This is a genomic window from Cupriavidus sp. NPDC089707 (genome assembly GCF_044748965.1).
GTDB lineage: Bacteria > Pseudomonadota > Gammaproteobacteria > Burkholderiales > Burkholderiaceae > Cupriavidus.
Genome location: NZ_JBIVHB010000015.1, coordinates 18,852 through 41,320 on the forward strand (window position 1 = coordinate 18,852; position 22,469 = coordinate 41,320).

Below are 22,469 nucleotides of genomic sequence, written 5' to 3' on the forward strand. Positions count from 1 at the left end.
CGCCAGGCAACGAGGAAAACCATGTTGATTCCTTCCCCCAAATGGCTTCGCGGCGGCGACATTGCCACCGACGAGATCACCCCCCGCCATGTCTTCGAGACGCGCCGCCGCATGCTGGCGCTGGCCGCCGCGGGCGCCGCCGGCGCCACGCTGGCGCCATGGTTTGCCCGCAACGCCTGGGGCCAGGGACAGCACGGCCCGAAGCTGGCGGCCACGCTCAACAACGCCTACGTCGTGACCGAGAAGCGCACGCCCTATGAGGACGTGACCACCTACAACAACTTCTACGAGTTTGGCACCGACAAGTCCGACCCGGCCCGCAACGCCGGCACGCTGCGCCCGCGCCCCTGGCAGGTGTCGGTGGAAGGGCTGGTGAAGAAGCCAAAGGTCTACGATCTCGATGAGCTGATGAAACTCGCGGCGATGGAAGAACGCGTCTACCGCCTGCGCTGCGTCGAAGGTTGGTCGATGGTGATCCCGTGGATCGGCTATCCGCTGGCCGAGTTGATCAAGCGCGTCGAGCCGCAACCCGGTGCGAAATACGTGCAGTTCATCACGCTCGCCGACAAGAAGCAGATGCCTGGCGTCAGCAGCAGCGTGCTGGACTGGCCCTACAGCGAAGGCCTGCGCATCGATGAGGCGATGCACCCGCTGGCGCTGCTGACCTTCGGACTGTACGGCGAGGTGCTGCCCAACCAGAACGGAGCGCCGGTGCGCATGGTGCTGCCGTGGAAATACGGCTTCAAGAGCGCCAAGTCGATCGTCAAGATCCGCTTTGTCGACAAGCAGCCGCCCACCAGCTGGAACCTGGCGGCGCCGCAGGAATACGGTTTCTATTCCAACGTGAACCCCGACGTCGACCACCCGCGCTGGAGCCAGGCAACCGAGCGACGCATCGGCGAGGACCGCGGCGGCGGTTTCGGCGCGCTGTTCGCGCCCAAGCGCAAGACGCTGCCGTTCAACGGCTACGGCCAGCAGGTGGCATCGCTGTACCAGGGCATGGACCTGAAGAAGAACTTCTGATGCCGGGTGAACGCATGGCTTCCCCTTCAAACGCAGCGATCGCCGCGGGCGGCGTGGCGCGCAAGCCGGCTGGCCTGGCTACCCTGTCGCCGCAGCGCGTGCGCGCCATCAAGATCGCCTTGTGGCTGCTGGCGCTGTTGCCGTTCATCCGGCTGCTTTACCTGGGGGCAACCGGGCAATATGGCGCCAACCCGCTGGAATTCGTCACCCGCTCCACCGGCACATGGACACTGGTGATGCTGTGCCTGACGCTGGCGATTACGCCGCTGCGCCGGCTGACTGGCTGGAACTGGCTGATCCGGCTGCGCCGCATGCTGGGTTTGTTTGCGTTCTTCTACGGGCTGCAGCACTTCCTGCTGTGGATCGGCGTGGATCGCGGCTTTGACCTGGCCTACATGATCAAGGACGTGTACAAGCGTCCCTTTATCACGGTGGGGTTTACGGCCTTCGTGCTGATGGTGCCGTTGGCGCTGACGTCGACCAACGGCATGGTGCGCCGCCTGGGCGGCAAGCGCTGGCAGGCGCTGCACAAGCTGGTCTATGCGACCGCCGTGCTGGCGATCCTGCACTACTGGTGGCACAAGGCGGGCAAGAACGACTTCAGCGAAGTCTCGATCTATGCCGCCGTGGTGTTCGTGCTGCTGGGGATGCGGGTCTGGTGGTGGGCGCGCAAGGGCAGGGCTGCCTGATGATGCGCCGATGCGCCGATGCGCCGCAGCCGGCCGCGTAGCCGGCTGCGCGGTGACGATCAGTCCTGCAGCAGGCGCTCGTCGCGGAACAGGTCTTCGACCAGCTCGCGCTCACGCACCAGGTGCACGCGGGCGCCGTCCACCATCACTTCTGCGGCGCGCGGGCGGGTGTTGTAGTTCGAGCTCATGGTGAACCCGTACGCGCCGGCGGACATCACCGCCAGCAGGTCACCCGGCTGCACCGACAGCGCGCGGTCGCGACCGAGCCAGTCGCCCGACTCGCACACCGGGCCGACGATGTCGTAGGTCACCGGCGCCGCGTCGCGCAGTGCCACAGGCTCGATGCGGTGGTACGCCTCATACATCGCCGGCCGGGCCAGGTCGTTCATGGCCGCATCGACGATGCAGAAATTCTTGGCTTCGCCGGGCTTGAGGAATTCCACCTGCGTCAGCAGCGCGCCGGCATTGCCCACCAGCGAACGGCCCGGTTCGAACAGCACCTCGCGGTGGCCGTGGCCACGCGCGGCCACGCGTTCCAGCAGCGTGGTGGCAAAGCCGGTGATGTCGGGCGGGGTCTCGTCGGTATAGGTGATGCCCAGGCCGCCGCCCACGTCGATGTGCTCAAGGTTGATGCCCTCGCGCCCGAGCGCCTCGACCACGTCCAGCACCTTGTCCAGCGCTTCCAGGTAGGGCTCGACCTCGGTGATTTGCGAGCCGATATGGCAGTCGATGCCGGTCACTTCCAGGTGCGGCAGCGCCGCCGCGGCGCGGTAAGTCGGCAGCACGTCCTCGAAGGCGATGCCGAACTTGTTGCCCTTCAGGCCAGTGGAAATATAAGGATGGGTCTTGGCGTCGACATCGGGGTTGATGCGCAGCGACACGCGCGCGCGCTTGCCGACACGGCCGGCAACCTCGTTCAGGCGATCCAGCTCGGGGATCGATTCGACATTGAAGCAGCGCACGTCGTGCGCCAGCGCCAGTTCCATCTCCGCCGCGCTCTTGCCCACGCCGGAGAACACCACCTTGCGCGCATCGCCGCCAGCGGTCAGCACGCGCTTGAGTTCGCCGCCCGAGACGATGTCGAAGCCCGCGCCCAGCCTGGCGAACACCTGCAGCACCGCCAGGTTGGAGTTGGCCTTCATGGCGTACTGGACCTGGGCCTTGCGGCCCTGGCAGGCGGCGGCGTAGGCCTGGTACGCGGCGGTCAGCGCCGCGCGCGAATAGACATAGGTGGGCGTGCCAAATTCAGCGGCGATCTGCGCCAGCGGCACCTGTTCGACGGCAAGCGCACCGTCCTGGCGATGGAAGAAAGCGGTCATGGTTATCGGGTAGTGGGGGCGGCGGGCGACGATGCCGGCTGGCTGGCCGGAGCCGGCGCAGGCGCCGGAAGGGGCACCGCATCGGTGCGGCCCAGGCCGGGATCGGCCACGGTGGGCGCAGTCGGCTCGGGCGGTACCTTGGGCATGGTCAGCGGCCCGCGGATGCCGCATCCGGCCAGCAGGGGCATCGCAAGGGTGGCGGCAAACGCCGATACAATTGCAACACGACGCAGCATCGGTCGTCCCATCGGTCGTCCTTTAGGCTGTTGGCATGGCGTTGGCGGATTCCGGCGCAATGACGCATAACGGGCCGGGTCGTCCAAGCTCTGCGTGAATTCTCAACAAAAAAACGCCGTTCGCGCCACGTACGCCCGGTCCGGGCAGCGGCAGCAACGGCGGTCTCGGAGTTTAGCATGCCCCCCCTGAGCGAAAGCGACTTCCTGGCCCTGGCCACGCAGGAGCTGGACCGCATCGAAGCAGCGGTCGAAGCGGCCGCCGACGCGGCCGATGCCGATGTGGAAATCAGCCGCACCGGCAACGTGATGGAGCTGGAGTTCGAGAACGGCTCCAAGATCATCATCAACAGCCAGGCGCCGATGCAGGAACTGTGGGTAGCGGCGCGCTCCGGCGGCTTCCACTTCCGCCGCGAGGGCGAGCGCTGGGTCGACACGCGCAACGGCGGCGAGCTGTACGCGGCGCTGTCGGGCTATGTGAGCGAGCAGGCCGGCACCACGCTCAATCTGGGCTGAAGCCGGCACGCGTTGCGCAAAAAAGAAAAGCCGGCCATGGCCGGCTTTTCTGCTTTCTGGCGGATTCTGGCGGACCGGTCAGGCGCCGCCGAACATCTCCAGGATCTTGCGCTTTTCCTGCTCGGTATCCGGCGACGGTGTCGTCATGGATTCGTCCGGCTTGCCCGGCCACGGATCGCCCAGGCCGACCGAGGCCACGCCGGCACCGCCCGCGTTCTCCTCGAAGGCCCAGTCGCCGCCCACCATCAGCACGCCTTCCGGCGCCGGCCGCTCCGGCGACTCGGGCACGCCCTTGAGCGCCTTGCTCATGTAGCTGACCCAGATCGGCAGCGCCAGCCCGCCGCCGGTCTCGCGCACGCCCAGGCTCTTGGGCTGGTCGTAGCCCATCCAGGCGATCGCCACCAGATTGGGCGTGTAGCCGGCGAACCAGGCATCGACCGCATCGTTGGTGGTACCGGTCTTGCCGGCCAGGTCGTTGCGGCCCAGGCGCTGCTTGGCGCTGTTGGCGGTGCCGAAGCGGACCACGTCGCGCAGCATGGTGTCGGCGATAAACGCGGTGCGTGCGTCGAGCACGCGCACGGCGTCGGTGCCCGCGCGTTGCGGATGGGTTTCGGAGATCACGTTGCCGCGCGCATCCACCACCTTCTGGATCAGGTACGGGTTGACGCGGTAGCCGCCGTTGGCGAACACCGAGTACGCGCCCGCCATCTGCAGCGGCGTCACGGCGCCCGAGCCCAGCGCCATTGGCAGGTAGGCCGGGTGCTTGTCCGCCTCGAAGCCGAAGCGGGTGATGTAGTCCTGCGCATACTGCGTGCCGATCGCGCGCAGGATCCGCACCGAAACCAGGTTCTTGGACTTGGCCAGTGCGCGGCGCATGGTCATCGGGCCTTCGAAGCGGCCGTCGTAGTTCTTCGGCTCCCACACCTGGCCGCCGGTATCGGGGCCGATCGTCAGCGGCGCGTCGTTGATCACCGTGGCCGGCGAGAAGCCCTTTTCCAGCGCCGCCGAATAGATGAACGGCTTGAAGCTCGAACCCGGCTGGCGCCAGGCCTGCGTCACGTGGTTGAACTTGTTGCGGTTGAAGTCGAAGCCGCCCACCATCGAGCGGATCTCGCCGTCCTGCGGGTTCAGCGATACGAACGCGGCGGCCACTTCCGGCAGCTGCGTGACCGACCAGGTGCCCTTGTCATCCTGCGTCACGCGGATGATCGCGCCGGGGCGCATCTTCATCTTGGGCTGCGCGTTCGCCGACATCGACGGCGAGATAAAGCGCAGCGCCGAGCCTTCGATGGTCGCCACCTCGCCCGACAGCAGCGTGGCCTTGACCTGCTTGGACGACACGCTGGTGACCACGGCCGAGCGCAGGTCGCCGCTGCCCGGGTGCTCGACCAGCGCATCGTCGATCGCCTGCTCGCGCTCGGCCGGATCGGAAGGCAGGTCGATAAAGGCCTCGGGGCCGCGGTAGCCGTGCTTGCGCTCGTAGTTCATGATGCCGGTGCGCACGGCTTCATACGCGGCATCCTGGTCGGGTTTGGTCAGCGTGGTGTAGACCGTCAGGCCGCGCGTATAGGTTTCTTCTCGGTACTGCGCATACATCAGCTGGCGCACGATTTCGGCGACATACTCGGCGTGGGTCGAGAATTCGTTGCCCTCGGTGCGCACCTTCAGTTCCTCGCGCACCGCCGCGTCATATTGCTCGGGGGTGATGTAGCGCAGATCGCGCATGCGCTGCAGGATGTATTCCTGGCGCACCTTGGCGCGGCGCGGGTTGACCACCGGGTTGTAAGCCGATGGCGCCTTGGGCAGGCCGGCCAGCATCGCGGCCTCGGCCGGCGTCACGTCGCGCACCGACTTGCCGAAGTACACGCGCGCGGCGCTGTCGAAGCCGTACGCGCGCTGGCCCAGGTAGATCTGGTTCATATACAGCTCGAGGATCTGGTCCTTGTTCAGGTTGGCCTCGATCTTGTACGCCAGCAGCATCTCGTAGATCTTGCGGGTGTAGGTCTTCTCGCTCGACAGGAAGAAGTTGCGCGCCACCTGCATGGTGATGGTCGATGCACCTTGCGACAGCCCCCCGCGCAGGTTGGCCAGCCCCGCGCGCAACACGCCGACGAAGTCGACGCCACCGTGTTCGTAGAAGCGGTCGTCCTCGATCGCCAGGACGGCCTTTTTCATCACGTCGGGGATCTCGGCGATCGGCACGAAGTTGCGGCGCTCTTCGCCGAACTCGCCGATCAGCACATTGTCCGCCGTGTAGATCCGCAACGGGATCTTGGGCCGGTAGTCGGTGATGGTGTCCAGCGAGGGCAGGTTGGGCGCGGCCACCAGCAGCGCATAGCCAAGCAGCAGCGCGATCATGACGGCACCGGCAACAACCAGCCCCACCGCCCAGAACATGAAACGCGCCCAGATCGGGCGGCGGGCAGGATGCTTCTGTTGTGCTGTGGCCATAAGGAAAATACCTAGTCAGGGGTGCCGGGCATTATATCTTCCGGCATCGGGCGCGCCGGTCGCGCAGTGCCCCGCGCGCCGCTACCGCGCTGTTACAAGATGTAAAGCGGCGGAAGGCGACAAGCAGGGCGAAGTTACATGCAGCAAGCTTAGGCGGAAGGGAACCCGACGACCGTGGGGTTTTGACAACGGATTGGCGAGAGCCTTCTGAAAAAGGAAGCGTGGTCAGACCGGCACATTGCCACCGATGCCGGTTTTTGTGAGAATCGGCCAACATAAAAGAGCAAGTGTTTCGGTCAAGAAACAAGGCTCGCCCGATTAGAGCGTACAAGCCGTGGGCGAGTTCAAAGTCAGGGGGGTCACCTTGCAACGGGGCATTTTGTCGGGGCTTCTGCGCCGGACTACGGTCGGCGTGGATATCGGGTCGTCCAGTATCAAGGTAGTCGAGCTGTCCGTCGGTGGCGGCAAGCACGACTATCGGCTGGAAAAGTGCGCCAGCGAACTGCTGGACCGCAACGCCGTTGCCGATGGCAACGTCATCAACATTGAAGCCGTCGGGATCGCGCTCAAGCGTGCGCTCGGCAAGGCCGGAATCCGCTCGAAAGACGTGGTGCTGGGCGTGCCGTCCATGCTCACCGAATCACAGACGGTCAGCCTGCCGGACAACCTGTCCGAGGACGAACTGTATTCGCAGGTCGAGTCCGAGGCACACCGGCTCTATCCGCCATCGCAGGCGGTCAACTTCGACTTCGCCGTGATCGGTCCAAGCGAGACCGAGGGCGGCATTGGCGTGCGCGTCACCGCGGCCAACAGCGACCGCGTGCAGGAGCGCGTGACCGCTGCTGAAATGGCCGGGCTCAAGCCGCAGGTGATGGACGTCGAAGAGTACGCGGTGCAGCGCTCGATCGTGCAGATGCTGGGCGTGCCCCAGGAGATGTCCGAGGCCGATGCCCGTGCGCTGCCCGTGGTGGCCGTCGTCCACCTCGGCGGCAGCCGCTCCAAGGCGATTTTCTACCAGGGCTGGAAAGAGCTCTATGAGCAACCGCTGAACAGCTACGGCGACCAGCTCACGCAGAGCGCGGCGCGCATGTTCACGCTCGACGCGCTCAAGGCCGAGATCAAGAAGCGCAAGAACACGCTGCCCGAAGCGTGGCGCGCGCAACTGCTCAAGCCCTCGCTCGATGCGCTGGCGCTGGAAGTGCAGGCCGCGATCGGCAACTTCATCTCCAGCTCCAGCCTGGGACGCGTCGACGAGATCCTGCTGTCGGGCGGCCATGCCTCGCTGCTGGGCGTGCAGGCGGCGATCCAGCAGCAGACCAAGATCACCACCACGCTGGCGAATCCGTTTGCCAACATGGCGACCAACGCCAAGGTCAACGAGCGCTATCTGCAGCGCGACCTGCCGGCGTATATCGTCAGTGCGGGCCTGGCCCTGCGCGGCCTGCAATAACGCACCGGAGGCATTGAATGTCTACGAACACGCTGCCTTCGGTCAACCTGCTGCCTTACCACGAAGCCCGCAAGGCGGCGCGGCGCAAGAAGGTCTATTCCATGCTGGCCGGCGCCGCCACGGCCGGTGCCGCGGTTGTGCTGCTGGGCGGTCTCTATATCGACGGGCGTATCGATTCCGTGGCCGCATTGAACCAGGTGCTGAGCACGGAGAACGCCAGGCTCGACGGCCAGATTCGCGAGGTCAACAACCTCAAGAAGGATATCGACGCGCTGCTGCAGCGTCAGAAGGCGGTGGAAAGCCTGCAGACCGAGCGCAACCGCCCGGTCCAGCTGCTGGAAGAACTGGTGCGCCAGGTGCCGGAAGGCGTTTACCTGACCAGCCTGAAGCAGGCGGGCGAGACCTTCACCATCGCCGGCGTGGCCCAGTCCAACGAGCGCATTTCCGAGCTGCTGCGCAACCTTGGCGGTGTGCCATGGCTCGACAAGGCCGAGCTGGTCGAGTCCAAGGCGGTCACCATGACCAATAACCTGCGCGAGCAGCGCCGGCTGTTCGACTTCTCGATGCGCTTCGCGTACCGCGCGCCGGAAACGCCACCGGGCGCCAATGGCAAGAAAAGCACGCCGGGCAATCCCGCCGCCGCACCCGCTTCCGCCCCTGCAGCCGCATCCGGAAAGGCAGCCTGACCATGGCGCTCAATACCGAAATCAACCTGGCCGACCTGACAAGCCAGTTCCGCGGGCTCAACCTTAACGAGCCTGAAACATGGCCGGCGGCGCCACGCGTACTGTTCGCCGTGGCGGCAGCGGCGCTGGTGCTGCTGCTGGGCTGGCAGTTCTACTGGAGCGGCAAGTTCGACGAGCTCGACCGCCAGCGGCTGGAGCAGGAAAACCTGAAGCAGGCGTACCAGTCCAAGGTGGCGCAGGTGGCCAACCTTGACGCGTTGCGCGAACAGAAGAAGCAGGTCGAGCAACGCGTCGCCCTGCTGGAGCGGCAGCTGCCTAACAAGACCGAGATGGACGCGCTGCTTGCCGACGTCAACCATGCCGGCGTGGCGCGCGGCTTGCAGTTCGAGCTGTTCAAGCCGCAGGCGGCGGTGCTCAAGCCTTACTTTGCCGAGATCCCCGTGAACCTGCGCGTGACCGGCCGCTACCACGAGGTGGCGCAGTTCAATGCCGACGTGGCCGCGCTGTCGCGGATCGTGTCGATGCAGAGCCTGCAGCTTGCCCATACCAAGGAGGGCGGCCTCTCGATGGAGGCAGTGGCAATGGCGTACCGTGCGCTCGATCCTGACGAGCAGGCTGCACAACGCAAGGCCGCTGCGGCTGCCGCCACTGCCAAGACGGGAGGTGCCAAATGAGCCGCACCCATCGTACTAGCGGCTCGGCATGGTCGAGCCTGCGGGCATCGCCTCGCGTGCTCGCGGCCGCCATGCTTGCTGCCGGCCTGCTCGGCGCCTGCGGTGCCAGCGACGAAGACATGCTGCACCAGTGGATGGACGCTACGCGCAACGCTCGCGCCAAGCCGCCCGAGCCGTTGCCCGAAGCCAGGCCCTACGTGCCGCGCGAGTACGCCGCGGCCAATGCGCCGGAGCCCTTCGCCCAGGCCAAGATCGGCGAACTGAACAAGACGCTTTCGGATTCGCCCGAAGCCGGGCGGCCGCGCCAGCCGCTGGAAGACTACCCCCTCGAGAATTTCAAGATGCTCGGGATGCTGAAAAAGCAGGGGGAGACCTTCGGCATCGTACGCGTCGATAACAAGATCCACCACGTGAAGGTGGGTCAGTATCTCGGCCAGAGTTATGGCCGGGTGGTCCGCATCACCGATCAGGAGATCGTGTTGCGCGAATTAGTCCGGGAGGGGGTATCCGAGTGGAAAGAGAAAATGACCAGCCTCAAGCTGGAGGTGTCGGCATGACCCCCGCGCGCTGGTATCGTGCGCTCGCGGGCGCCGCAAGCGCGACGCTGGCGCTGTGGCTGCTGATTGCCGCACCGGCAGCACTGGCACAAAGCAACCGCATCAAGGCAGTAGACGTCAGCACGGTCGGCGAGCAGACCGTGTTCACGGTCGAACTCGAACGGCCGTTGGCGCAGAAGCCGATGGATTTCACCACGCAGAACCCGGCACGGCTTGCGATCGATTTTGCCGATACCGGCATTGCCAAGGGACGCGCGCAATATGACTACGGCGGCAAGCTGGTCAAGGCCGCCAACGTGGTGCAGATCGGCAACCGCACCCGCGTGATTCTCGAACTCACGCGCAACGCCACGTATCGCACCGACCAGCGCGGCAATGTCTTCGTGGTGGCGCTGGACAATGTGGCGCCGGCGGTCAAGAACGCCGCGCCCACGTTCGCCCCGGCTGCGCCGCTGACGCCTGCGGCCGCGGCGGCGCGGCCTTCGGTGCGTCATATCGATTTCCGGCGCGGTGCGGACGGCGCAGGGCGCTTGGTGGTGGACCTGTCCTCGCGCGATTCGGGCATCAATATCGCGCAGCAGGGCAAGAACGTGGTGGTCGATTTCCTCGGCACCACGCTGCCTGACCACCTGCGGCGGCGCTTTGATGTCAGCGACTTCGGCTCGCCGGTGCAGAGCCTGCTTGCCTCCGACACCAACGGCAACGCGCGCCTGACCATCGAGCCGCGTGGTCATTGGGAATACAGCTCCTACCAGACCGACACGCAATTCGTGGTCGAGGTGCGCCCCATCAAGGAAGACCCGACCAAGCTGATCAGCGGCCCGGGCTACCGGGGCGAGCGCCTGTCGCTGAACTTCCAGAACATCGACATCCGTTCGCTGCTGCAGGTGTTCGCGGACTTCACCAACTTGAACATCATCACCAGCGAAAGCGTGCAGGGCAATATCACGCTGCGGCTGAAGGATGTGCCGTGGGACCAGGCCCTGCAGATCGTGATGGATGCCAAGGGGCTGGCCTCGCGCCGCAACGGCAATGTGCTGTGGGTGGCGCCCAAGGCGGAACTCCAGACCAAGGAAAAGCTCGAGCTGGAGTCGCAGCAGCAGATCAATGACCTCGAGCCGATCCGCAGCCAGGTCTTCCAGCTCAACTACCAGCGCGCCGAAGACGTGCGCCGGATGCTGCTGGGCATGGGGGCCGGCGGCGCCGGCAGCGCCGCGACCCCGGTTGGTGTGGCCGGCGGCGCGGGCGCGAGCGCGCGCATGCTGTCCAAGCGCGGCTCGCTGACCGCCGATGCGCGCACCAACCAGCTGTTCGTGTCGGATATTGCCAGCAAGCTGGAAGAGGTACAGAGCTTTATCGGCAAGATCGACATCCCGGTGCGCCAGGTCATCATCGAGGCGCGCATCGTCGAGGCTACCGATTCCTTCAGCCGCAACCTTGGCGTGAAGCTGGGCTTCGCCGGGCAGTACAACAACGCGAAGGTAGGCAATACCTATAACAACGTGCTGCCGGGCGCGACCTCGGACAACGGCCCGTTCCTCAGCCTGCCGGCCGGCTCGATCAACGGCACCAACCCGGCCAACATCGCGGTCAGCCTGTTCAACAGCGCGGCCACCCGCTTCCTGGCGCTGGAGCTGTCGGCGCTGGAGGCGGACGGCAAGGGCAAGATCATCTCCAGCCCGCGCGTGGTCACCGCTAACAACATCAAGGCGCTGATCGAGCAGGGCACCGAGCTGCCGTACCAGGCCGCCACGTCCAGCGGCGCCACCTCGGTGCAGTTCCGCAAGGCCAACCTGAAGCTGGAAGTGACGCCGCAGATCACGCCTGAAGGCAATGTGCTGCTGGACGTGGACGTGAACAAGGACAGTGTCGGTATCCAGACCACCTCGGGCTTTGCCATCGACACCAAGCATGTGCAGACGCAGGTGCTGGTGGAGAACGGTGGCACCGTGGTGATTGGCGGCATCTACACGCAGACCGAGTCCAACGACACCGACAAGGTGCCGCTGCTGGGCGATATCCCGGTGCTGGGTTACCTGTTCAAGAACAATGCCAAGGTCCGTAACCGGACCGAGCTGCTGGTGTTCCTGACGCCGCGGATCCTGAACGAAAGCGTGTCGCTTCGGTGATCGCGCCCGGTGCGTCGCGCCGGATACAGTAGACTGGCAGGCCGCATCGATCGATGCGGCCTTTTTTGTTTGCCGCCGGTCCGTCCGGCGGCCAGCCAGGCCTGGAGGAGGCCGGCGGCACGGCAGGACCGGCAGCGATGTGGCTGATGCTGCATCCGGCACTTGCCGTGCGCACCACAACATAAGAAGATGATGCAGTTCCTAACCGGGGAGGGCGGCTCAGGCGCCGCGCTCCCGAACGACAGTCCCGTGACAGCCTCTGCGACAGGGTCGGCACCGCACCCGCACCCCGATCGACAGGAATCCGACCGACCGGAATCCGATCGACCCAATCTCTTTTTCGTCGGCTTGATGGGGGCCGGCAAGACCACCGTGGGCCGCACGGTGGCGCGGCGTCTGCATTATCCGTTTTTCGATTCCGATCACGAGATCGAGGCGCACTGCGGCGTGCGCATCCCGGTGATCTTCGAGGTCGAGGGCGAAGCCGGCTTCCGCGACCGCGAGACCGCGATGATCCGAGAACTGGCCGGGCGCCAGGGCATTGTGCTGGCCACCGGCGGCGGCGCGGTGCTGCGCGCCGAAAACCGAGAGGTGCTGAAAGCCCGCGGCACCGTGGTCTACCTGCGCGCAAGCCCTCACGACCTGTGGCTGCGCACCCGGCACGACCGGAACCGCCCGCTGCTGCAGACCGAAGACCCCAAGGGCAAGCTCGAGGCGCTGTACGCCCAGCGCGACCCGCTTTACCGCGAGGTGGCGGATTTCATTATTGAAACCGGCAAGCCTTCGGTGGCGCAGCTTGCTAATATGGTGTTGATGCAACTTGAAATGGCCGGCTTTGCGATCGATCCCCCGCAACCGGCGCCGCAGGACCCCACTCATCCATGATCACGCTTGAAGTCGACCTGGGAGCGCGCAGCTACCCCATCCATATCGGTACCGGCCTGCTCGACAACGCCGAACTGCTGCGCCCGCACGTGCGCGGCCAGCACGCCGTCATCGTCACCAACGAAACCGTGGGGCCGCTCTATGCGGCGCGCGTCGAGGCCAGCCTGAAGTCGCTCGGCAAGACCGTGCGCACGGTCACGCTCCCCGATGGCGAGGCCTTCAAGCAGTGGGAAACGCTGAACCTGATCTTCGACGCGTTGCTGCAGGCCGGCGCCGACCGCAAGTCCACGCTGGTCGCGCTGGGCGGCGGGGTGGTGGGCGACATGACCGGGTTTGCCGCCGCCTGCTACATGCGCGGTGTGCCGTTCATCCAGGTGCCGACCACGCTGCTGTCGCAGGTGGATTCGTCGGTGGGCGGCAAGACCGGCATCAACCACCCGCTCGGCAAGAACATGATCGGCGCGTTCCACCAGCCCAACGTGGTGATCGCGGATATCGACACGCTGGGCACGCTGCCCCCGCGCGAACTGGCCGCCGGCATGGCCGAGGTGATCAAGCACGGCGCCATCGCCGACGCCGAGTACTTTGCCTGGATCGAGCGCAATATCAAGGCGCTGAACGACTGCGACCCTGATCTGATGGCGGTGGCGGTGCAACGTTCGTGTGAAATCAAGGCGGGCGTGGTGGCGCAGGACGAGCGCGAGGGCGGCCTGCGTGCCATCCTCAACTTTGGCCACACCTTCGGCCATGCGATCGAGGCCGGAATGGGTTACGGTGCCTGGCTGCACGGTGAAGCGGTGGGCTGCGGCATGGTGATGGCCGCGGACCTGTCGCTGCGGCTCGGTTTTATCGATATCGAGACGCGCGCCCGCATCCGCCAGCTGACCCAGGCAGCCAACCTGCCGGTGGTGGCACCGGAACTGGGCACCGACCGCTATATCGAAATGATGAAGGTCGACAAGAAGGCCGAGGCCGGCAGTATCAAGTTCATCCTGCTGAAGAAGCTCGGCGAGGCGTTCATCACCACGGTGCCGGACGCCGATCTGCGTGCCACCCTGCAGCACGCGGTGCTTAAACCTCCCACCGAGGCCACGGTCGCTTGATTGACCGGTTATGCCTCGCAACCCAGGCCCCCAAACCTCCAGCCAACGGATTGCCGCATGACCGACTTTGAAAGCCACCTCGCCCCGTACGCCGCCCGCTCCGCGCAGACGCGCGGTCGGGTGCATGCCGAACCCGCGTCGCAGTCGCGCAGCGAATTCCAGCGCGACCGGGACCGGGTCATCCACAGCACTGCGTTCCGGCGGCTCGAATACAAGACCCAGGTCTTCGTCAACCATGAAGGGGACCTGTTCCGCACCCGGCTGACCCATAGCCTGGAGGTGGCGCAGATCGCCCGCTCGATCGCCCGCAACCTGCGCCTTAACGAAGACCTGGTCGAAGCCATCTCGCTGGCGCACGACCTTGGCCATACCCCTTTCGGCCACGCCGGGCAGGATGCGCTCAACGCCTGCATGAAGAACCATGGCGGCTTCGAGCACAACCTGCAGAGCCTGCTGGTGGTGGACGAGCTGGAGGAGCGCTACGGTGGCTTCAATGGCCTGAACCTGACCTTCGAGACCCGCGAGGGCATCCTGAAGCATTGCTCGCGCGTCAATGCCGCGGCGCTGGGCGAACTGGGCCGGCGCTTCCTGGAGGGCACCCAGCCGTCGCTGGAGGCGCAGCTGGCCAACCTGGCCGACGAGATCGCCTACAACAACCACGATATCGACGATGGCCTGCGCTCCGGCCTGCTGACGCTGGAGCAACTGGACGAAGTCCCGATGTGGGCGCGCCACCGCGCCGAGGTGGCCGACGCCTTCCCCGGCGTCAATGGCCGGCGCGCCATCAACGAGACGGTCCGGCGCATGATCAACACGCTGATTGTCGACCTGATCGAGACCACCAGCCACAATATCGCCGCCGCCAACCCACGCAATATCGACGCGGTGCGAGCCGCCGGCCCCCTGGTGGGCTTCAGTCCCCAACTTCATGAGGAAGCGGCGGCATTGAAGCGCTTCCTGTTCCGGCACCTGTACCGGCATTACCTGGTGATGCGGATGTCGGCCAAGGCCCAGCGCATTGTCGGCGACCTGTTCGGGGCCTTCATGTCCGATCCGCGCCTGCTGCCGCCGCAGTATCAGGCGGGCCACGGCGCCGACCAGTCGCGGCTGATCGCGCATTACATCGCCGGCATGACGGACCGTTATGCGATCCGCGAGCACCGGCGCATCTTCGCGGTCAGCGAGGGTAACTGATACGCAAGGAAGGGCGCAGGCCCTTCAGATAATTGGGGACGGATCAGGCTATCATGCGGGCATCGACGTTCCCATGACCTGCCATGGCCCGCCTTCCCCGTTTCTCCCCCGCCGGACTTCCCGCCCTGGTGTTGCAACGTGGCAACAATCGCCAGGACGTCTTTCTCGGCCCGGACGATTACCTGCACTACCTCGACTGTCTGCGCATGGCCGCGCGCGAGCATGACCTGGCGGTCCACGCCTACGCGCTGCGGCCCAATCATGTCCACCTTGTGGCCACGCCCAAGGGGCCGGATTCGCTCAGCCTGACCATGCAGGCGGTCGGCCGCCGCTATGCGCGCTACTTCAATTGCGTCGCCAATCGCACCGGCACGCTGTGGGAAGGACGCTTCCGCTCGGCCGTATTCGAGCCGGCGCCATGGATGCTGCCGGCCATGCTGTATGTCGAAGGCAACGCGCTGCGCGCCGGAGAGGTGTCGACCCCCGAGGCGGATCGCTGGAGCAGCTACCGCCATCACGCCGGTATTGAGGCGAGCCCATTGGTGAGCGACCACTCCGCGTATTGGGAGCTGGGCAATACCCCGTTCGAGCGCCAGTCAAACTACCGCATGCTGACCGCCGAGGGCCTTACGGGCCGCATGCTGCAGACCCTTCGAAGTCATGCCCACAGCGGTTGGCCTCTCGGCGATGAGGCATTCCTGGCGCAACTTGAGCGGGGTGCAACGCGCCGTGTCCAACCGCTACCGAAGGGGCGCCCCAAAAAGGTGCGGGCCACCTCGATCGACATGGCGTCAGCCGCACAAACTTAATCTGGCCCCATTTAATTCAATCACCGAAACGGTGCCATATTAAATGTGTTCTGACCCCATTTAAAATTTTTGCGAGGCTTTCAGGATTCCCATATAGTTGCTCCACCCACAGTCATTGTGCGGCGCGTCACGCTCGTGTACGCCGCTGCGGCCCGCAGACAGCTTCGTCCCCATTTTCCTTTCCCGCCGGTCCACCGGTTTGGGTGGATGTAAAGAAGAAAGCGCGCGGTCCCCGTTCCGGTAGTGTCCAGCAGTTCGCGCAGCCTTCACCGGAATTCAGCCCGTGGACCAAACGAAAAATCTTTCGGCCCAAGCGCAGACCAGCGAGCAAATCAGCGAGTCTTCCTCCGCCCTCGACCTGCGTCCGCAGGCGCAAGGCATGTACGACCCGACCAACGAGCATGACGCCTGCGGCGTCGGCATGGTCGCGCATATCAAGGGCAAGAAGTCCCACGAGATCGTCTCCCAGGGCCTGAAGATCCTGGAGAACCTGGATCACCGGGGTGCCGTCGGCGCGGACGCGCTGATGGGCGACGGCGCCGGTATCCTGATCCAGATCCCGGACCAGTTCTACCGTGAAGAAATGGCCGCGCAGGGCGTGAGCCTGCCGCCCGCCGGCGAATACGGCGTCGGCATGATCTTCCTGCCGAAGGAACACGCCTCGCGCCTGGCCTGCGAACAGGAACTGGAGCGCACGGTCCGCCTGGAAGGCCAGGTCGTGCTGGGCTGGCGCGACGTGCCGGTCGATGCCGCCATGCCGATGTCCCCCACGGTGCGCAAGACCGAGCCGGTGATCCGCCAGATCTTCATCGGTCGCGGCCGCGACATCATGACCACGGACGCGCTGGAACGTAAGCTCTACGTCATCCGCAAGACCGCCAGCCACGCCATCCAGGCGCTCAAGCTCAAGCACGGCAAGGAATACTTCGTGCCGTCGATGTCGGCCCGTACCGTGGTGTACAAGGGCCTGCTGCTGGCCAACCAGGTCGGCGAGTACTACCTGGACCTGCAGGACCAGCGCGCCGTGTCGGCCCTGGCACTGGTGCACCAGCGCTTCTCGACCAACACCTTCCCGGCCTGGGAACTGGCCCACCCGTACCGCATGGTCGCCCACAACGGCGAAATCAACACGGTCAAGGGCAACGTCAACTGGATCAACGCCCGTACCGGCGCGATCTCGTCGCCGGTGCTGGGCGACGACCTGCCCAAGCTGTGGCCGCTGATCTACCCGGGCCAGTCCGATACGGCATCGTTCGACAACTGCCTCGAACTGCTGACGATGGCCGGCTACCCGCTCGTCCACGCGATGATGATGATGATCCCGGAAGCCTGGGAACAGCACACGCTGATGGACGACAACCGTCGCGCCTTCTACGAATACCACGCCGCCATGATGGAGCCGTGGGACGGCCCCGCCGCGATCTGCTTTACCGATGGCCGCCAGATCGGCGCCACGCTGGACCGCAACGGCCTGCGCCCGGCACGTTTCTACGTGACCGAGGACGACGTCGTGGTGCTGGCCTCGGAAGCCGGCGTGCTGCCGTTCCCCGAGTCGCGCATCGTGGAAAAGTGGCGCCTGCAGCCAGGCAAGATGTTCCTGATCGACATGGAACAGGGCCGCATCATCGACGACAAGGAACTCAAGGACAACCTGGCCAACGCCAAGCCGTACAAGAGCTGGATCGACGCCGTCCGCATCAAGCTGGACGAGATCGACGCCAAGCCGGAAGACGTCGCCGCCGAGAAGAAGCCCGTGGCCAAGCTGCTGGACCGCCAGCAGGCCTTCGGCTACACCCAGGAAGACGTCAAGTTCCTGATGGCGCCGATGGCGCTGGCCGGCGAAGAAGCCACCGGCTCGATGGGCAACGACTCGCCGCTGGCGATCCTTTCGTCCAAGAACAAGACGCTGTACCACTACTTCAAGCAGCTGTTCGCCCAGGTGACCAACCCGCCGATCGACCCGATCCGCGAGAACATGGTGATGTCGCTGGTGTCGTTCATCGGCCCGAAGCCGAACCTGCTGGAGCTGAACAACATCAACCCGCCGATGCGCCTTGAAGTGTCCCAGCCCGTGCTGGACTTCAAGGACATCGCCAAGATCCGCAACATCGAGCACTACACCGGCGGCAAGTTCCGTTCGTACGAACTGAACATCTGCTACCCGACCGCCTGGGGCAAGGAAGGCATCGAAGCGCGCCTGGCCTCGCTGTGCGCCGAAGCCGTGGATGCGGTGCGTTCGGGCTACAACATCCTGATCGTGACCGACCGCCCGGTGGATGCCGACCACGTCGCCATCCCCGCGCTGCTGGCCACGTCCGCCATCCACCACCACCTGGTGGAGAAGGGTCTGCGCACGTCCACCGGCCTGGTGGTCGAGACCGGCACCGCGCGTGAAGTGCACCACTTCGCGCTGCTGGCCGGCTATGGCGCCGAAGCCGTGCACCCGTACCTGGCGATGGAAACCCTGGCCGACATGGCCAGCGGGTTGTCGGGCGACCTGTCGCCCGAGAAGGCGGTCAAGAACTTCGTCAAGGCGGTCGGCAAGGGCCTGTTCAAGGTGATGTCCAAGATGGGCATCTCCACCTACATGTCGTACACCGGCGCGCAGATCTTTGAAGCCATCGGCCTGTCGCGCGAACTGGTGCAGAAGTACTTCCACGGCACGCCGTCGAACGTCGAGGGCATCGGCATCTTCGAAGTGGCCGAGGAAGCGCTGCGCCTGCACACGGACGCCTTTGGCAACAGCCCGGTGCTGGAGAACATGCTGGACGCCGGCGGCGAGTACGCCTACCGCATCCGCGGCGAAGAGCACATGTGGACCCCGGACTCGATCGCCAAGCTGCAGCACTCGGTGCGCGCTGACGACGGCAAGGGCGCTTACCAGACGTACAAGGAATACGCCAACATCATCAACGACCAGAGCAAGCGCCACATGACGCTGCGCGGTCTGTTCGAGTTCAAGGTCGATCCGGCCAAGGCGATTCCGCTGGAAGAAGTCGAGCCCGCCAAGGAGATCGTGCGGCGCTTCGCCACCGGCGCGATGTCGCTCGGCTCGATCTCGACCGAAGCCCATGCCACGCTTGCTGTCGCCATGAACCGCATCGGCGGCAAGTCGAACACCGGCGAAGGCGGCGAAGACGAGAAGCGCTATCGCAATGAACTGCGCGGTATCCCCATCAAGCAGGGCGACAGCCTGAAGAGCCTGCTGGGCGATGTGATCGAGGCCGACCTGCCGCTGAAGGACGGCGACTCGCTGCGCTCGAAGATCAAGCAGGTGGCATCGGGCCGTTTCGGCGTGACCGCCGAGTACCTGGCCTCCGCCGACCAGATCCAGATCAAGATGGCGCAGGGCGCCAAGCCGGGTGAAGGCGGCCAGTTGCCGGGCCACAAGGTCTCGGACTACATCGGCAAGCTGCGTTACTCGGTGCCGGGCGTGGGCCTGATCTCGCCGCCCCCGCACCACGACATCTACTCGATCGAGGACCTGGCGCAGCTGATCCACGACCTGAAGAACGTCAACCCGTCGTCGGATATCTCGGTCAAGCTGGTGTCCGAAGTGGGCGTCGGCACGGTGGCCGCGGGTGTGTCGAAGGCCAAGGCCGACCACGTCGTGATCGCTGGTCACGACGGTGGCACCGGCGCCTCGCCGTGGTCGTCGATCAAGCACGCCGGCACGCCGTGGGAGCTGGGCCTGGCCGAGACGCAGCAGACGCTGCTGCTCAACGGCCTGCGCAACCGCATCCGCGTGCAGGCCGACGGCCAGATGAAGACCGGCCGCGACGTCGTCATCGGCGCGCTGCTGGGTGCCGACGAGTTCGGCTTCGCCACGGCACCGCTGGTTGCCGAAGGCTGCATCATGATGCGCAAGTGCCACCTGAATACCTGTCCGGTGGGCGTGGCCACGCAGGATCCGCAGCTGCGCAAGAAGTTCCAGGGCAAGCCGGAGCACGTGGTCAACTTCTTCTTCTTTGTTGCCGAGGAAGCGCGCGAGATCATGGCCCAGCTGGGCATCCGCACCTTCGACGAGCTGATCGGCCGCGCCGACCTGCTCGACACCAAGGCTGGCATCGAGCACTGGAAGGCGCGCGGCCTGGACTTCAGCCGCATCTTCCACCAGGTGTCTCTGGGCGCGGACGTGCCGCTGTACCACACCGACGTGCAGGACCACGGCCTGTCGCAGGAAGCCGGCAAGGCGCTGGACCATGTGCTGATCGCCAAGGCCCGTCCGGCGATCGAAAAGGGCGAGCGCGTGTCGTTCATCCAGCCGGTCAAGAACGTCAACCGCACCGTCGGCGCGATGCTGTCCGGCGTGGTCGCCAAGCAGTACGGCCACGAAGGCCTGCCTGACGACACCATCCATATCCAGCTGCAAGGCACCGCCGGCCAGTCGTTCGGCGCGTTCCTGGCGCACGGCATCACGCTGGACCTGGTGGGCGACGGCAACGACTACGTCGGCAAGGGCCTGTCGGGGGGCCGCGTGATCGTGCGCGCTCCGCATGAGTTCCGCGGCGATCCGACCCGCAACATCATCGTCGGCAACACCGTGCTGTACGGTGCCATCGCCGGTGAAGCGTTCTTCAACGGCGTGGCCGGCGAGCGCTTCGCGGTGCGCAACTCCGGCGCCGTGGCGGTAGTGGAAGGCACCGGCGACCACGGTTGCGAGTACATGACCGGCGGCACGGTGGTGGTGCTCGGCGGCACCGGCCGCAACTTCGCGGCCGGCATGTCGGGTGGCGTAGCCTACGTCTATGACGAGGACGGCCTGTTCGACAAGCGCTGCAACACCTCGATGGTGGCACTGGAAGCGGTGCTCGCCTCGGCCGACCAGGAGAAGGGCCAGCCCCAGGCCTCGTGGCACAAGGTCGACGGCAAGCGCGTGCTGGATGAAGTCATCCTGCGCAACCTGATCGAGCAGCACTTCCGCTACACCGGTTCCGAGCGCGCCAAGGCGCTGTTGGCTGACTGGACCACGGCACGCCGCAAGTTCGTCAAGGTCTTCCCGACCGAGTACAAGCGCGCGCTGGGCGAGATGTACGCCAAGGAACAGGCAGCCCGCGACAGCGACCGCGAAGCCATCGCGGCCTGACCGCAGCTAGCCGAGCGCAGCAAACCAACGTAGCGACGGGTCGCGGCAAGCCGCTGCGGCCCTGACAAGATACTGACCCCACCGCAGGGCCGGCGAAGCCGCCGGTCCCGCGCAGCATGACCAAGGACGCAACATGGGTAAGGCGACTGGCTTTCTCGAATTTCCGCGCCAGAATGAGGGCTACGAACCGGTAGTCAAGCGCGTGAAGCACTACAAGGAATTCGTGTTCGCGCTGTCCGACAGCGAAGCGAAGATCCAGGGTGCGCGCTGCATGGACTGCGGCATCCCGTTCTGCAACAACGGCTGCCCGGTCAACAACATCATCCCTGACTTCAACGACCTGGTGTACCGCCAGGACTGGAAGTCGGCGATCGAGGTGCTGCACCAGACCAACAACTTCCCCGAGTTCACCGGCCGCATCTGCCCGGCACCGTGCGAGGCCGCCTGCACGCTGGGCATCAACGAGCTGCCCGTGGGCATCAAGTCGATCGAGCACGCCATCATCGACAAGGCCTGGGAAGAAGGCTGGGTTGCACCGCAACTGCCGCGCCACAAGACCGGCAAGACCGTCGCCGTGGTCGGCTCCGGCCCCGCCGGCATGGCTGCCGCGCAGCAGCTGGCACGCGCCGGCCATGACGTGACCGTGTTCGAGAAGAACGACCGCATCGGCGGCCTGCTGCGCTACGGCATCCCCGACTTCAAGATGGAGAAGTCGCTGATCGACCGCCGCATGGAACAGATGCAGGCAGAAGGCGTGACCTTCCGCGCCGGTGTGATGGTGACCGATGGCGAACTGCCGGCCGGCATCAAGAACTACGCGCGTGAAACGATTTCGGCCCAGGCCCTGATGGACCAGTTCGACGCCGTGGTGCTGGCAGGGGGCTCGGAAGTGCCGCGTGACCTGCCGGTGCCGGGCCGCGACCTGAACGGCATCCACTTCGCGCTGGAAATGCTGATCCCGCAGAACAAGGAAGTGGCTGGCGATGGCGCCAACGACATCCGCGCCGAAGGCAAGAACGTGATCGTGATCGGTGGCGGCGATACCGGCTCCGACTGCGTGGGCACGTCCAACCGCCACGGCGCCACCTCGGTGACACAGTTTGAACTGCTGCCGCAGCCGCCGGAAGAAGAGAACAAGCCGCTGGTGTGGCCGTACTGGCCGATCAAGCTGCGCACCTCGTCGTCGCACGACGAAGGCTGCGAGCGCGACTGGTCGGTCGCCACCAAGGAATTCATCGGCGAGAACGGCAAGGTCACCGCGCTGAAGGCCTGCCGCGTCGAATGGAAGGATGGCCGCATGCAGGAAGTCGAAGGCAGCGAGTTCATCCTGCCGGCCGACCTGGTGTTGCTGGCGATGGGCTTCACCAACCCGGTGGGTTCGATGCTGGAAGCGTTTGGCGTGGACACCGATGCGCGCAAGAACGCCAAGGCCCCGACCGAGGGCGAGCGTGCGTACCACACCAACGTGCCCAAGGTGTTCGCCGCCGGCGACGTGCGCCGTGGCCAGTCGCTGGTGGTGTGGGCCATCCGCGAAGGCCGCCAGGCCGCGCGTTCGGTCGATGTGTTCCTGATGGGGCATACCGACCTGCCGCGCTGATCCAAGGTCACTGCCACAACAAAAAGCCCGCCTGGCGCAAGCCGGCGGGCTTTTTGCTGGTTGCGGAC

Annotated in this window: 17 protein-coding genes; 14 read left to right on the forward strand and 3 right to left on the reverse strand. The window is 65.5% G+C overall.

All coding sequences use genetic code 11. From position 1 onward, the window contains the following. Nucleotides 1-21: 21 nt before the first annotated feature. Complete coding sequence (msrP, locus tag ACIP1U_RS22035) at nucleotides 22-1,023, forward strand: protein-methionine-sulfoxide reductase catalytic subunit MsrP (protein WP_400319323.1); 1,002 nt, start codon at nucleotides 22-24, stop codon at nucleotides 1,021-1,023. Continuing rightward, nucleotides 1,023-1,712, forward strand: a complete 690-nt coding sequence (gene msrQ / locus ACIP1U_RS22040; RefSeq protein WP_400319326.1) for a protein-methionine-sulfoxide reductase heme-binding subunit MsrQ — start codon at nucleotides 1,023-1,025, stop codon at nucleotides 1,710-1,712. Before msrP ends, msrQ begins: the two co-directional genes overlap by 1 nt. Nucleotides 1,713-1,771: 59 nt before the next feature. Here msrQ and lysA read toward each other — a convergent pair whose 3' ends face one another. Both lysA and ACIP1U_RS22050 read right to left on the reverse strand, forming a co-directional pair. After that, on the reverse strand, nucleotides 1,772-3,031 hold the full coding sequence (lysA, locus tag ACIP1U_RS22045) for a diaminopimelate decarboxylase (RefSeq protein ID WP_400319329.1): 1,260 nt from the start codon (nucleotides 3,029-3,031) through the stop codon (nucleotides 1,772-1,774). A gap of 2 nt (nucleotides 3,032-3,033) precedes the next feature. After that, nucleotides 3,034-3,267: a hypothetical protein gene (locus ACIP1U_RS22050; protein ID WP_400319591.1), complete on the reverse strand. Its 234-nt coding sequence runs from the start codon at nucleotides 3,265-3,267 to the stop codon at nucleotides 3,034-3,036. A 177-nt stretch (nucleotides 3,268-3,444) separates the two neighbouring features. Between ACIP1U_RS22050 and cyaY the strand changes: the two genes are divergently transcribed. Further along, nucleotides 3,445-3,780, forward strand: coding sequence for an iron donor protein CyaY (gene cyaY / locus ACIP1U_RS22055; RefSeq protein ID WP_400319332.1), 336 nt, complete (start codon nucleotides 3,445-3,447; stop codon nucleotides 3,778-3,780). 78 nt (nucleotides 3,781-3,858) lie between these two features. Here cyaY and ACIP1U_RS22060 read toward each other — a convergent pair whose 3' ends face one another. Continuing rightward, on the reverse strand, nucleotides 3,859-6,231 hold the full coding sequence (locus ACIP1U_RS22060; protein ID WP_400319335.1) for a penicillin-binding protein 1A: 2,373 nt from the start codon (nucleotides 6,229-6,231) through the stop codon (nucleotides 3,859-3,861). 379 nt (nucleotides 6,232-6,610) lie between these two features. Here ACIP1U_RS22060 and pilM point away from each other — a divergent pair, with 379 nt between their 5' ends. From pilM to ACIP1U_RS22115, 11 genes are all read left to right on the forward strand, one after another. Then, nucleotides 6,611-7,681, forward strand: coding sequence for a type IV pilus assembly protein PilM (gene pilM / locus ACIP1U_RS22065; protein ID WP_400319594.1), 1,071 nt, complete (start codon nucleotides 6,611-6,613; stop codon nucleotides 7,679-7,681). A 17-nt stretch (nucleotides 7,682-7,698) separates the two neighbouring features. After that, nucleotides 7,699-8,367 (forward strand): PilN domain-containing protein, encoded by a 669-nt coding sequence (locus ACIP1U_RS22070; protein ID WP_400319338.1) that lies wholly within the window; start codon nucleotides 7,699-7,701, stop codon nucleotides 8,365-8,367. Between the two features lie 2 nt (nucleotides 8,368-8,369). Then, the gene (locus tag ACIP1U_RS22075) at nucleotides 8,370-9,041 is read left to right on the forward strand and encodes a type 4a pilus biogenesis protein PilO (RefSeq protein WP_400319341.1); all 672 of its coding nucleotides are present in this window, start codon (nucleotides 8,370-8,372) and stop codon (nucleotides 9,039-9,041) included. Further along, the gene (locus ACIP1U_RS22080; protein ID WP_400319344.1) at nucleotides 9,038-9,598 is read left to right on the forward strand and encodes a pilus assembly protein PilP; all 561 of its coding nucleotides are present in this window, start codon (nucleotides 9,038-9,040) and stop codon (nucleotides 9,596-9,598) included. Before ACIP1U_RS22075 ends, ACIP1U_RS22080 begins: the two co-directional genes overlap by 4 nt. Further along, nucleotides 9,595-11,727, forward strand: coding sequence for a type IV pilus secretin PilQ (gene pilQ / locus ACIP1U_RS22085; RefSeq protein WP_400319346.1), 2,133 nt, complete (start codon nucleotides 9,595-9,597; stop codon nucleotides 11,725-11,727). The genes ACIP1U_RS22080 and pilQ overlap by 4 nt, the downstream gene beginning before the upstream one ends. A 351-nt stretch (nucleotides 11,728-12,078) precedes the next feature. After that, complete coding sequence (locus tag ACIP1U_RS22090) at nucleotides 12,079-12,612, forward strand: shikimate kinase (protein WP_133093536.1); 534 nt, start codon at nucleotides 12,079-12,081, stop codon at nucleotides 12,610-12,612. After that, entirely contained in the window at nucleotides 12,609-13,715 is a 1,107-nt protein-coding gene (gene aroB / locus ACIP1U_RS22095) for a 3-dehydroquinate synthase (protein WP_400319348.1), read from the forward strand. The genes ACIP1U_RS22090 and aroB overlap by 4 nt, the downstream gene beginning before the upstream one ends. Before the next feature lie 57 nt (nucleotides 13,716-13,772). Continuing rightward, entirely contained in the window at nucleotides 13,773-14,909 is a 1,137-nt protein-coding gene (locus tag ACIP1U_RS22100; protein WP_400319351.1) for a deoxyguanosinetriphosphate triphosphohydrolase, read from the forward strand. A gap of 83 nt (nucleotides 14,910-14,992) precedes the next feature. Continuing rightward, entirely contained in the window at nucleotides 14,993-15,718 is a 726-nt protein-coding gene (locus ACIP1U_RS22105; protein ID WP_400319354.1) for a transposase, read from the forward strand. A 379-nt stretch (nucleotides 15,719-16,097) separates the two neighbouring features. Further along, the gene (locus tag ACIP1U_RS22110; RefSeq protein WP_400319597.1) at nucleotides 16,098-20,804 is read left to right on the forward strand and encodes a glutamate synthase-related protein; all 4,707 of its coding nucleotides are present in this window, start codon (nucleotides 16,098-16,100) and stop codon (nucleotides 20,802-20,804) included. A 133-nt stretch (nucleotides 20,805-20,937) separates the two neighbouring features. Continuing rightward, nucleotides 20,938-22,401, forward strand: a complete 1,464-nt coding sequence (locus ACIP1U_RS22115) for a glutamate synthase subunit beta (protein WP_400319357.1) — start codon at nucleotides 20,938-20,940, stop codon at nucleotides 22,399-22,401. The last annotated feature ends 68 nt before the right edge of the window (nucleotides 22,402-22,469 follow it).